Source organism: Nocardiopsis sp. ATB16-24 (genome assembly GCF_030271535.1).
GTDB lineage: Bacteria > Actinomycetota > Actinomycetes > Streptosporangiales > Streptosporangiaceae > Nocardiopsis.
Genome location: NZ_JASCXJ010000008.1, coordinates 178,586 through 190,759, shown reverse-complemented (window position 1 = coordinate 190,759; position 12,174 = coordinate 178,586). Strand labels below are relative to the sequence as shown.

The following is a 12,174-nucleotide window of genomic DNA, read 5'->3' as shown; positions in this document are numbered from 1 at the left end:
GGACGGCGCGCTAAGGTCTGACGCCGACTCCATCCGTCCACCGAGAAGGCCGCCCTCTCATGTCGATCGACCCCAACAGTCCGCTTCCCAAGTACAGCCAGCTACGCGACCTGCTCCTGGACTGGATCGCCGAAGAGGGCCTGGGCGTGGACCACATGATCCCCTCCGAGCGTGAGCTGAGCACCACCTACGGGCTCTCGCGGATGACCGTCCGCCAGACCATCGATCTGCTGGTGGCGGAGGGACGGCTGTACCGGGTCCCCGGCAAGGGGACCTTCATCGCCCGTCCCAAGATCGCGATGTCGCTGGTCCTGGCCTCCTTCAGCGAGGACATGCGCGCTCGCGGCTTCGAACCCGGTGCGCGTGAACTGATCCGCCAGGTCATCCCCGCCAGCGGGCACACCGCGCGCATGCTCGACATCGAGCCGGGGACCCTGGTGCACCACATCGAACGCATGCGCACCGCCGACGACGAGCCCATGGCGGTGGAGAGGTCCAACATCCCCGCCGCCATGGTCCCGGGTCTGGAGGACTTCGATCTCGCCGAGAGATCCCTCTACGAAGTCCTGGAGAACGAGTTCGACATCCTGTTGGACTCCGGAGAACAGACCATCGAGGCCGGGATCTGCGACTCGGCCGACTCCCGACTCCTCGGTCTACCGGTGGGAAGCCCGGTCCTGGTGATGCAGCGCCGCAGCTTCGCCAAGGGACGGTGCGTGGAACTGGCGTTGTCCACCTACCGCGCCGACCGCTACCAGCTGCACTCCCGACTGGATCCGCGCCGACACGGCGGCTGACGTCCCGCGCCCACGAGGCGCGCGTCCGGGGGAGGCTCCCCGACCATGCACGCCACCGACCGCGACGGCACGGCGTCCTCGGGGCGACGACGAAGCGCGTGGGCGGCCTCCCCGAGGGGAGGCCGCCCACGCGCTTTCCGGTTCACCCGTGACTACTTGGCCGCCGGGTCACCGTGGCACTTCTTGTACTTCTTGCCGGAGCCACAGGGGCAGGGTGCGTTACGAGGCGTACCGGCGTACTCGTCGGCCGTCTCGCTGTGCCGTTCGACGCCACCGTCCTCGCTCGGCGCGGAGTACTGGAGCCTGCTCGGCTGGCCCTCTCCGAAACCGGGGACGACCACGTCCTCGGCGGGCTCGGCCTCCTCCACCGGCGAGGCGGCCTCCGCGGCCTCTTCCTCCACGGCGGTCGCGACGGCCGTCGCGCCGACGCCTGCGCCGACGGTGGCCGCCGTCTGCGCCGCCGTGGCCGCGGTGAGGGCGGGCTCCTCCTTCTTGCGAACCTGCACCTCGACGTTGAAGAGGTAGCCGACCGACTCCTCCTTGATGGCCTCCAGCATCTGCTGGAACATGTCGAAGCCCTCGCGCTGGAACTCGATCAGCGGGTTGCGCTGGGCCATCGCGCGCAGGCCGATGCCCTCCTGGAGGTAGTCCATCTCGTAGAGGTGCTCACGCCACTTGCGGTCCATCACCTGGAGGATGACGCGGCGCTCGACCTCGCGCATGGCCTCCTCCCCCAGCTCCTTCTCCCGAGCCTCGTAGGCGGCGTGGGCGTCCTCCGCGACCTGGTCGGCGATCATCGCGGGGGTCAACGTGTGCAGGTCGCCGTTCTCCTCGACGAACTCGTCGACGGTGAAGCTGATCGGGTAGACCTGCTTGAACGCCCTCCAGAGCTTGTCGAGGTCCCATTCGTCGGGGTCGGCGTTGGCGGTCTCCTCCGCGACGTAGCCGCGCAGGACCTCCTCCAGCATGCCGAGGACCTGCTCGCGCAGGTCCTGGCCCTCCAGGACCTTGCGCCGTTCGGCGTAGACGACCTTGCGCTGACGGTTGAGGACCTCGTCGTATTTGAGGACGTTCTTGCGGATCTCGAAGTTCTGGCTCTCGACCTGGCCCTGCGCGGAGGCGATCGCCTTGCTGACCATTCCGGACTCGATGGGCTGGTCGTCGGGGATGTTCAGCTGGTTCATGAACACCTCCAGACGACTGCTGTTGAACAGCCGCAGCAGGTCGTCCTGGAGGGAGAGGTAGAAGCGGGACATGCCCGGGTCGCCCTGACGGCCGGCACGACCGCGGAGCTGGTTGTCGATCCGCCGGGACTCGTGGCGCTCGGTGCCGAGCACGTACAGACCGCCCGCCTCGACGACCTTCTCGTGCTCCGCCTCGTACTCGGCCTTGGCCTTGGCCAGAGCCTCGGGCCAGGCCTCCTCGTACTCCTCCGGGGTCTCCAGCGGGCTCAGACCACGGCCCTGGAGTTCCTCGTCGGCGAGGAAGTCGGGGTTGCCGCCCAGCATGATGTCGGTACCGCGACCGGCCATGTTGGTGGCCACGGTGACCGCTCCGAGCTTGCCCGCCCGTGCGATGATCGCCGCCTCACGCGCGTGGTTCTTGGCGTTGAGGACCTCGTGCGGCACGCCCTCGCGTTTGAGCATCCGCGACAGCAGCTCGGACTTCTCGACGCTGGTGGTACCGACCAGGACCGGCTGACCGGCCTTGTGCCGTTCGGCGATGTCCTCGGCGACCGCCTGGAACTTGGCGTCCTCGTGCTTGTAGACGACGTCCTTGACGTCCTCGCGGATCATCGGCTTGTTGGTGGGGATGGGCACCACGCCGACCTCGTAGGTCTGGGAGAACTCCGCCGCCTCGGTCTGGGCGGTACCGGTCATGCCGGCCAGCTTCTCGTAGAGGCGGAAGTAGTTCTGGAGCGTGATCTTGGCGAGGGTCTGGTTCTCGTCCTTGATCTTGACGCGCTCCTTGGCCTCGATGGCCTGGTGCATGCCCTCGTTGTAGCGACGCCCCGCCAGGACTCGACCGGTGAACTCGTCGACGATGAGGACCTCACCGTCCTTGACGATGTACTCCTTGTCGCGCTTGTACAGCTCCTTGGCCTTGAGCGAGTTGTTGAGGAAGCTGATGAGCGGGGTGTTGACGGCCTCGTAGAGGTTGTCGATGCCCAGCCAGTCCTCGACCTTGGCCACACCGGACTCGGTGATGCCGACGGTGCGCTTCTTCTCGTCGACCTCGTAGTCCTCCTCGCGCTTCAGGCGCGGGGCGATCTTGGCGAACTCGGCGTACCACCGGGAGTTCTGCTCGGAGGGACCACTGATGATCAGCGGGGTACGGGCCTCGTCGATGAGGATGGAGTCGACCTCGTCGACCAGGGCGAAGAAGTGCCCGCGCTGGACGGTGTCCTTGAGCGAGAGCGCCATGTTGTCGCGCAGGTAGTCGAAGCCGAACTCGTTGTTCGTACCGTAGGTGATGTCGGCCTGGTAGGCCTTGCGGCGGTCGGCGGCCGACATCTGGGGGCTGATGACGTCGACTTCCAGGCCGAGGAACTGGTAGATGCGGCCCATGTTCTGGGCGTCGCGTCGGGCCAGGTAGTCGTTGGTGGTGATGACGTGGACGCCCTTGCCCGCCAGGGCGTTCAGGTAGACCGCGAGGGTACCGGTCAGGGTCTTGCCCTCACCGGTCTTCATCTCGGCGATGTTGCCGAGGTGGAGCGCGGCACCACCCATGAGCTGGACGTCGAAGTGGCGCTGTCCCAGGGTCCTCTTGGCCGCCTCACGGACGGTCGCGAAGGCCTCTGGCAGCAGGTCGTCCAAGGACTCGCCCTCCTCGTGGCGTTCCTTGTACTCCTGGGTGAGGTCGCGCAACTCCTCGTCGGTGAGTTCGACGTAGTCGTCCTCGAGTGAGTTGATCTGGTCCTTCAGCTTGTTGAGCCGGCGCAGGATCTTTCCCTCACCCGCACGCAGGAGCTTGCTGAGTATCCCTGGCACTTCCTATGCGCTCCTCGCAGATCACGGTTGGCTCCACGCATGTGGAGATCAGATCTAGGCCCGCTGACCGCTTTCCCGTGGCCGCGGAGGACGGCGGGGTTCCTGGGCCCTCGGGGCTATATCCTAGAGGACCCGAACTATACGCCCGCCCTCCGGTCGGGAGGGGGGCCCGTTCGCACGTTTCCCTCTGGGGAACGAACAAAACAGGTCGCTATGTTCCCGCAGGTCACCCCCTCACGGAGCGAGGGCGAAGGGCGCCCCCGAGAGACGCCTCCGCGCGGTCGGCGGTCGGCCATCGGGAAAGTCTCCCCGAAAACCGTCGGGGATCTCGCCGCACGCCGCCTTGTCACGGGTTTTCCGGAGTTTCCGTCGCGCCCGACGCGGGGCACCCTTCCGCGATCGGTGACGGAGCGTGAAAACCACTGTTGCGGAACAGCCCGTGTAAGCGGAACCGTCACGTCGGGAGAGGGGCGAAATCCCCTTTTCTTCGGTAGGGGGAAGAAGTCGATGATGTCTTCCGCCTTTCCTGGGTAGGCAGAGGGGAAGAGGTCACGCCGCGATCGGCTGACCCCGGCCCGTTGAACGCGAACGTGCTCCCAGGGGGGATCACCATGCGAGCGAACAAGCGACAGAGGGGCCCTGAGACCGCTGAGGCCACGGAGACGACACGAACATCCACAGCCGGGGCCGACGAGACGACCGGGACGACGTCCTCACAGGAACAGGCACCCTCTCCACGCACCCCGGTCGAGATCTTCGACGACATGATCGAGAGCCGGAAGCACACCACGCCCGACCCGGGCAAGGACGATCCCGGGCTGGCATGGGAACGTGAACATCCTGACGGTAACAGCAGGTTCGGCCGTATTCGAGGATTCCAGCGCCAGGGCGGCAGCATCGCCCCCAGCAACAGCCACCGGGGACGCCTCACCTCCTGGGTGGCGGTGGCCCTGGCCTGTGCCGGATTCATCGTGGGCGGTTTCGGCGTCGCCATGGGGATGTCCGTCACCCTTCTCGTGATCGGGGGAGTCCTGCTGGTCGCGGCGGCGGTCATGGCCCTGGTCTTCGACCTGATGGGCGACGTCGTCCTCGACGCCCCCCGCGCGGAACCGGAGGAACCGCACGGGACTCCGCTGCACCGGATCAAGGGACGGATCCCCGAACAGCACTCTTCCGACTGACGGAGCGTGCACCGGCGGACCACCTCGCACACACGGCCGGGCACCGCACACGACGCCGCGGCGGATCCTTGGGGATCCGCCGCGGCGTCGTGTGCGCGGACCTTCGACCGCTCCTCCGGAACACGCCGCTCCCACGGTGCCCGTCGGAGAGGGGACGGGCTTCTCCGGGCTCGTCCCGAGAAACCCCGCACGGGTGTGCCCGCGCAGCGAGACGGCGTACAGGGGCGCCCGGGGCCGCACGGGCGGCCACGGGCGCCCCACGGACGCTCGGGGACTCCCCGGCCGGGTCAGTCGACGAGTCGGATCACACCGTAGTTGAAGCCCTTACGGCGGTAGACGACGCTCGGGACGTCCTTGGTCTCATCGTGGAAGAGGTAGAAGTCGTGACCGACGAGCTCCATCTCCATCAGTGCCTGATCGATGCTCATCGGCTTGGCCCGGTGGAACTTCTCCCGGACGATGACGGGGGCCTCCCCCTGGGTGGCGAGTTCGACGAACTCGTCGGAGGAGGGGCGACCCACCTCGACACCGTCGATCCTTTCTTCCTCTCCGCTGCGCGGGGCGGGGGGAGCCTGCGGGGCGGCGGCCATGGGCGAGGGCAGATCTCCGGAAAGACCCGCGGTGGCCGTCGCGACGGAGACGGGCGTGCGGTTGCCCCGGTGGATCTTGCGCCGGTCCGCGGCCTTGCGGAGGCGGGCCTCGATCTTGTCGAGCGCCATGTCGAGGGCACCGTACCGGTCCGAGGCCGCGGCCTCGCTACGAATGACCGGACCGTTGGTCCGGATGGTCAGCTCAACCCTCTCCCGAACGTCGGCGAGCCTGGGGTTGCGCTCTTCGGACACCTCCACGTCGATGATCATGCCCTTCTTCTCCCACTTGGAGAGTCTGTCGAGCTTGGCGTCGACGTGCTGTCGGAACTTCTCACTCACACCGGTGCGTCGACCCTTGACGATGATGTCCATAGGACCCCCTTCATCGCATGGCCGTCGTGAAGATGACGGCCAGGCTGGCTGTCATCCCCTTCCGCCGTCCGGGGCGAAAGGGGCGTCGCACTAGCCCCCTTTCGCTGGTGTCCCCGTCCTGTGGGGGACACGGCTCGGTTGGAAGTCCGTATACCCATCCACGGCGTCCTCATCACGTACCCTCGGGGCACGATCGGGGACGGGTTCCGAGCCGAGGAGGGAAAACCTCTCCGCCGGGCACGCGCCACGGCCCGCGCGGGCACGCGAACAGGCCGGGGCCCCTCTCGGGGGTCCGCCGTGGACGAACCCCCGGGCGAGGAGATGCCACCCGTCCGGCCGACCTGGTCTTCGTCCCCACATCCGCCTGCTGAGGGTGTCGCCGCTCTTGTCCGCGACTACTGCCCTTCTCCCTGCCATGAGGGACATCTGGACCCTCCGCGGGGCAGGTCTTACCTCTAAGGCGCACCGTGATCGGTCGACGAAAAGTCGCCTTACGTGGGCCGTTTCGCCTGCGCCTGGCATCGGCTTGCCGGAGTGGACCCCCGGTCTTCCCGGGAGATCGGACTCTCCGACGCAACCACGGACCCGGACGGGTGCCATACCGTGACCGTAACCTGTCCTGGCGAGGATGTCAGGTAGTGACCACCCGTCCAACCCGCTGGTAACCATCACAAATGCCTGTGGACGTGGACTTTTCGTTGTTCACACGGATTCGTAAAACCTTCTCGCCTCACCGGGGCTCTGGTCCCACCGTCGTCGGGGAGCCGCTCCGTGAGGGTGATGGCACCCACCACCCTGATTCCGCGGGCCCGTAGGGCACGGGTCGCCTCGGCCACCGTCGCACCCGTGGTGAGGACGTCGTCCACCACGACCGCCGCGACATCCCCGGCACCGGACACCCCCGTACGGGCGTCCCTCCGGAGAGGATCGGCGACGAAGGACCCGACCCGGTTGGCCAGACGTTCGGCCCTGCCCAGGCCGGCCTGGCGTCGGGGCCGTCCCCGATGGCGCAGCAACGTCGCCACCTCGCCCGCCTCCGCGCCGCCCGCGCTCGCCAGGCAGGCACGCGCCAGCCGGGTGACCGGGGCACGTGGGTCGCGAGGCGGGCCGCGTCCGGGGACGGGAACGAGGAGGGTGTCGGGCGTGGCCAGCCCCGACGCGGTGTAGGCGGCGGACAGCCTCTCCCCCAGCGGCCCGGCCAGAGCGTCCGCGCCGCCTTCCTTGTAGGCCAGCAGCACACGGCGGTGATGTCCGGCGTAGGGCCCGGCCGCCCAGACCGGTGGACAGCCGGGTCGGGGGGCGCAGCGGTGGGGACGGCGGCTCAGCAGGATCAGGCAGGCCGCGCACAACGGTCCCGAGGGGCCGTCGCAACCCGCGCAGGGACAGGAGAGGAGCAGGTCGAGCAGCGCGTCGAGGATCCGCCGCGCGGCGCCGGTGCGAGGGGGCCGATCGTCCACACCTCCAGCATCGGGGCACGCGATGGACGCCGCCGGCCCCTTCCGTCGCCTGTGGAGAACCCGTCCGTACTCGGAAGCGCCCCCGGCGGCTCAGCCGGGGAAGGTGGGCGAGCCGCCCTCCACCACGTTCTGCCAGCTGAGCGGGTCGGTGGAGACCCAGATGTTGCCGTCGTCGGAGCCGGCGACCAACGGCTGGCCGGGTGCTCCGGAGATGCTCACCATGCTCGCCACCGAGGTTCCGGCGCTGGCCGGCGGTGTTCCGCCGTCCAGGGACACCAGGAACGCCTGGCTCGTTCCCCCCTCGCGGCTGCCCAGTACGACCAACTGGTCGCCCGAACGCCAGGAGACGTCGGTGACCTCCTCGAGCTCGTGGGCCAGGGTGACGAAGGAGCCCAGGGACACCTGTCCGTCCGCGTCCTGGACCACCCGGCCCACCTGGAGCGAGCGCTGTCCGTCCACCTCGGTGATCACCGCGACACGGGTACCGTCCCGGGAGGTCTGGAACTGGACCATCGTGCTGCCGCGCAGGCCGGACACGTCCACCCGGACCACCTCGTCCCCGTCGCGCAGGTGCCACAGGGCCGTGGAGTCCGGTGCCGGGGCCGTCCCGCCGAGGTGGGGTTGCTCCAGGTCGACCTCCTCTTCCGGTTCCTCCTCCTCGCCGTCCCCCTCGTCGATCTCCTCGAGCACCCACAGGTCCCCGTTGACGTCCCAGGACAGCTCGGTGAAGGTCCCCTCCGAGAGGACCTCCCGGACGGGGGCTCCGGGAACCGTCCCGCCCGTGACCACCTCGTCGCCCCCGGCGGTGATCCCGGCGATCGTCTGCTCGTCCAAGGAGACGGCGAACCGCTCCAGCTGCACCTCCCCCGAACCCAGCGGGCCGGGAACGGGCTCCCTTTCACCGAGGGCCCCGGTGTCCCAGTCCGACGCCGACCACAGCTGTCCCTCGTGGGAGTAGTAAGCGCTGATGTCCGGTGTGGTCGCCCCCGGACTCACCTCGTACCAGTAGCTGCTTCCCGGGCGCGGTCGGTCGGCGCTCTCGCCCTCGGCCCCGGGGAAGTCCACCTCCGAGCCGTTCACGGTGAGCGTGAACTCCTGGATCTCCGGCAGCTGGCGCAGCGTCCAGGCGATCTGCGCGCCCATACCGAACTCGTCCGGTTCCTCGGTGGTGGTCACGCTGATCAGCGCCCGCTCGGCGTCCACCTCCAGGAGGGGTCGGGTCCGCCCGGAGAAGGCGGACACCACGGCGGGCTCCAGCCACTCGCTGGGGCCCTTGATGAGCCTGCGCAGCAGATGTTCGGCCAACCTGTCGTTGTTCACCGGCAGATAGACGGGGTCCGGGACCAGGGTGTTCTCTTCCGGGTTGAAGAAGTACAGATTGAAGGGACGGTGGGTGCGCTCCAGGTCCAGCTGACTGAGGATGAGCTCCTCGGGCAGGTCCTGGATACGCCACTCGCCCTCGGGGTCGCCGTCCTGCCGCGCGAGGGTGAACGTCTCCTCGAGCAGCCGCTCGGAGTCACCGGGAACGTACCTTCCGTCCTCACCGATCGTGGCCACCAGCGAACTGCGCATCCGTACGGTGGCGGTGAGTCCGTCGGTACTGGTCTCGGCGTCCAGGTCGACCGTGTCCAGCTCGGGGAAGACCCTGACGGTTCCGTCGGGGGACCACTCCTCGCCGGTCGTGGGCATCATGTAGCTGCGCGCCGCCTCGTAGTCCTGTTCGAAGCTGCCCATGTCCTGGAGGAAACCGCTGACCAGGCCCGAGGGGTCCACACCGGGTTGTGGACCGGCGGGCAGCAGGCGCACATAGCCTCCGTAGGGGTCCCCCTCCAGGTCGTTACCGTCCCCGGGGACGACGGGCCCCGTCGTGGGGACGGTGGCGCAGGCCGCCATGGACACGCCCGCCACCGCCGCGGCCACGCCGGCACGCAGGACACGCTCCCAACGGTCTCGTGCGCTCATGACAGGTGCTCCTCGTCCTCACGCTCTTCGGTGCCCGTCCCCCCGCTCCGCGTCGCCGGGGCCGGGTGTCTCTCCGCCCGGGCCGTCACGCCGTCGCCGTTCTCACCCTTGTCGTGGAAGGGGGTGAAACCACGTCCCAGTGCGATCTCCGGCGGCACCAGCGGCAGAGGGGATCCGCGCAGTTCGGCGCCGGAGCGTCGGGGCAGGGACAGCCGGAACTGGGAGCCCTGGCCGGGCATCCCCCATGCCTGGAGCCAACCTCCGTGCAAGGTCGCGTCCTCCTTGGCGATGGCCAGCCCCAGGCCCGTGCCACCGGTGGTGCGCACGCGGGCCGGGTCGGCACGCCAGAAGCGGTCGAAGCACAGGTGCTCCTCCCCCTCCTTCAGACCCACCCCGTAGTCGCGCACCGCCACCGCCACGGCATCGCGATCACCCGCGGTCGTGACCACCACGTCCCGTCCCTCGCTGTGCTCGATCGCGTTGACGACGAGGTTGCGCAGGATGCGGTTGATCCGTCGGGAGTCGTACTCGGCCGTGCAGGGTTCGGCTGGCAGGCGTAGGACGACCTTGATGCCGCGCCGTTCCGCGATCTGCTCGGCGTCACCGACGGCCTTCATCACCGCGTCGCGGATGTCGAGCGACTCGACGCCGAGGGTGGCGGCTCCGGCGTCGTGACGGCTGATCTCCAGCAGGTCCGCGAGCAGTTCCTCGAAGCGCTCCACCTGGCTCTGCAACAGCTCCACCGAACGACGCATGGTGGGTTCGAGCTCCTCACGGTCGTCGAAGAGCACGTCTCCCGCCATCTTGATGGTGGTCAGCGGGGTACGCAGCTCGTGGGAGACGTCGGAGACGAACTGGCGCTGGAGCTTGGACAGCTCCTCCAACTCCTGGATCTTCTCCTGGAGGTTGCCCGCCATGTCGTTGAACGACAGCGCCAGCCGGGCCAGGTCGTCCTCCCCCCGCACCGCCATGCGCTCGGTGAGGTCGCCCGAGGAGAGCCGCTCGGCCGAGCGTGCGGCCGATCTGATGGGAACGACCACCTGCCGGGTGATGACGAACGCGATCAGTCCGAGGAGGACGACCAGCAGGGCGCCCACCAGGGCGACCGTGTTCTGGACCAGGTCGAGGATCTCCTGCTCGTGCTGAAGCGGGAAGATGTAGTACAGCTCGTAGGCGTGCGTGAGCTGCGAGCCGACCACCAACGCGGGTTTCTCGGAGCCGTCCTGCCCGGTGGTGACACGCGTGTAGGTGTGGTACTGCTGTTCGTCCACCTCGGATTGGCGGACCTGGTCGATGAGCCGCTGGGGGACCGTGCCCTCGCCCGTGGCCCATCCGATCTCGTCGCCCACCGAGGGAAGGATGACGACACTGTACAGACCGGTGTCGCCGCTGCGGCTGGTGAGCTCGTTGGAGAGGTCGTACAGGAGCCGCTTGCGGTCGGCCGTCTCGTTCTCCCGCAGTTCGGCGAGCGCGTAGTTGAGTCCGGCTCGGTGGTCGGTGACCGCCGTGCCGATCTTGGCGTCGAGCAGGCCGCTCCGCACCTGGGAGACGAGCACGTACCCCAGTCCCAGGATCACCACCAGGGACGACGCCAGGGTGATGGAGATGACCCTGAGGTGCAGCGAGCGGCGCCAGTTGGTGTGAACACCGCGTACCAGGGCGCGAGCGGCGCGCTGGGCGAACAGGTACGCACGGGTGAGCCCCGTGCCGTTGTCACGCCGACGCCCTCCGGGTCGGGACGACCCGGAGGGCGGGCTCTGCGCCTCGGACGCGGTCGCCCGCTCGTCCGCGGGTCTGCCTGCGGTCATGTCGCTCGGTGGGATCAGGCGGTACCGGCCTTGTAACCGACACCACGAACGGTGACGACGACCTCGGGGTGCTCCGGGTCCTTCTCGATCTTGGCCCGGAGACGCTGCACGTGGACGTTGACCAGACGGGTGTCGGCGGCGTGCCTGTAACCCCAGACCTGTTCCAGGAGGACCTCGCGGGTGAAGACCTGGCGCGGCTTGCGGGCCAGGGCCACCAGGAGGTCGAACTCCAGGGGGGTGAGGCTGATCTGCTCGCCGTCCCGGCGCACGGAGTGTCCGGCGACGTCGATGGTGATGTCGCCTATCTGCAACATCTCGGGAGCGGGCTCCTCGGTACGACGCAGCCGCACACGGATACGGGCCACGAGTTCCTTGGGCTTGAAGGGCTTGACGATGTAGTCGTCGGCACCGGACTCCAGGCCCAGAACGACGTCGATGGTGTCGCTCTTGGCGGTGAGCATCACGATGGGCACGCCGGACTCGGCGCGGATCTGACGACACACGTCGATCCCGTCGGCCCCGGGCAGCATCAGGTCGAGGAGGACCAGGTCGGGCTTGGTCTCGCGGAAGGCCTCCAGGGCCTTGTCCCCGTCATGCACGAACGAGGGCTCGAATCCCTCACCCCGCAGCACGATACCGAGCATCTCGGCCAGGGCGAGGTCATCGTCGACAACCAGTACACGTCCCTTCATCGGTGCGTCCGGCGCCGGACGTCACACCCGCCCTTCGACGGGTACCGCGGCGCCTACTCCTCTCTCTGGAACACTCAAGCGACATCAACGTTCGGTGCGCCCACAACGCAAGGAACTGCTTCGTCCCCCACCTTGCCACCTTCGAGTGGTGTTGGGAGAGTGGTCAACGTTTTTCGGTCCTGGTGGATCCGGTCTCGGTCACTGGCGCGTCGGCCCTGCTGAGCCGACCCCACGAACCTACGCGACTCGACTTGTTGGTAACAGAAAGCATACAAAAGGAATGAAGTGGGTCGGTTGCCCCTGTATACCCCTGATCACCGCCGCG

At 68.3% G+C, this 12,174-nt stretch carries 8 protein-coding genes; 2 read left to right on the top strand and 6 right to left on the bottom strand.

Features of this window, described 5'->3' with window-relative positions; genetic code table 11:
* The first annotated feature begins 59 nt into the window (after positions 1 to 59).
* The gene (locus PFX91_RS11730) at positions 60 to 797 is read left to right on the top strand and encodes a GntR family transcriptional regulator (RefSeq protein WP_285731523.1); all 738 of its coding nucleotides are present in this window, start codon (positions 60 to 62) and stop codon (positions 795 to 797) included.
* A 152-nt stretch (positions 798 to 949) separates the two neighbouring features.
* Here the strand turns inward: PFX91_RS11730 and secA are convergent, their stop codons facing one another.
* Positions 950 to 3,787, bottom strand: coding sequence for a preprotein translocase subunit SecA (gene secA / locus PFX91_RS11725; protein ID WP_285731522.1), 2,838 nt, complete (start codon positions 3,785 to 3,787; stop codon positions 950 to 952).
* A gap of 764 nt (positions 3,788 to 4,551) precedes the next feature.
* On the opposite strand from secA, the gene PFX91_RS11720 reads away from it, so the two are divergent.
* Positions 4,552 to 4,968 carry a hypothetical protein gene (locus tag PFX91_RS11720; RefSeq protein ID WP_285731521.1) on the top strand — a complete coding sequence of 139 codons (417 nt, stop codon included), beginning with the start codon at positions 4,552 to 4,554 and terminating at the stop codon, positions 4,966 to 4,968.
* A 287-nt stretch (positions 4,969 to 5,255) separates the two neighbouring features.
* Here the strand turns inward: PFX91_RS11720 and hpf are convergent, their stop codons facing one another.
* From hpf to mtrA, 5 genes are all read right to left on the bottom strand, one after another.
* Positions 5,256 to 5,930 (bottom strand): ribosome hibernation-promoting factor, HPF/YfiA family, encoded by a 675-nt coding sequence (gene hpf / locus PFX91_RS11715; RefSeq protein ID WP_285731520.1) that lies wholly within the window; start codon positions 5,928 to 5,930, stop codon positions 5,256 to 5,258.
* A 668-nt stretch (positions 5,931 to 6,598) separates the two neighbouring features.
* Positions 6,599 to 7,387, bottom strand: a complete 789-nt coding sequence (locus PFX91_RS11710; protein ID WP_285731519.1) for a ComF family protein — start codon at positions 7,385 to 7,387, stop codon at positions 6,599 to 6,601.
* A 90-nt stretch (positions 7,388 to 7,477) separates the two neighbouring features.
* Positions 7,478 to 9,349: an LpqB family beta-propeller domain-containing protein gene (locus PFX91_RS11705; RefSeq protein ID WP_285731518.1), complete on the bottom strand. Its 1,872-nt coding sequence runs from the start codon at positions 9,347 to 9,349 to the stop codon at positions 7,478 to 7,480.
* Positions 9,346 to 11,157, bottom strand: a complete 1,812-nt coding sequence (gene mtrB, locus PFX91_RS11700) for an MtrAB system histidine kinase MtrB (protein ID WP_285731517.1) — start codon at positions 11,155 to 11,157, stop codon at positions 9,346 to 9,348. Before mtrB ends, PFX91_RS11705 begins: the two co-directional genes overlap by 4 nt.
* 14 nt (positions 11,158 to 11,171) lie before the next feature.
* The gene (gene mtrA, locus PFX91_RS11695; protein WP_285731516.1) at positions 11,172 to 11,849 is read right to left on the bottom strand and encodes an MtrAB system response regulator MtrA; all 678 of its coding nucleotides are present in this window, start codon (positions 11,847 to 11,849) and stop codon (positions 11,172 to 11,174) included.
* Positions 11,850 to 12,174 lie beyond the last annotated feature (325 nt).

Bases quoted from the DNA above. Each gene is read 5' to 3' on its own strand.
- mtrB (WP_285731517.1), bottom strand. From the start codon at position 11,157: ATGACCGCAGGCAGACCCGCGGACGAGCGGGCGACCGCGTCCGAGGCG.
- mtrA (WP_285731516.1), bottom strand. From the start codon at position 11,849: ATGAAGGGACGTGTACTGGTTGTCGACGATGACCTCGCCCTGGCCGAG.
- PFX91_RS11705 (WP_285731518.1), bottom strand. From the start codon at position 9,349: ATGAGCGCACGAGACCGTTGGGAGCGTGTCCTGCGTGCCGGCGTGGCC.
- hpf (WP_285731520.1), bottom strand. From the start codon at position 5,930: ATGGACATCATCGTCAAGGGTCGACGCACCGGTGTGAGTGAGAAGTTC.
- PFX91_RS11730 (WP_285731523.1), top strand. From the start codon at position 60: ATGTCGATCGACCCCAACAGTCCGCTTCCCAAGTACAGCCAGCTACGC.
- PFX91_RS11720 (WP_285731521.1), top strand. From the start codon at position 4,552: ATGATCGAGAGCCGGAAGCACACCACGCCCGACCCGGGCAAGGACGAT.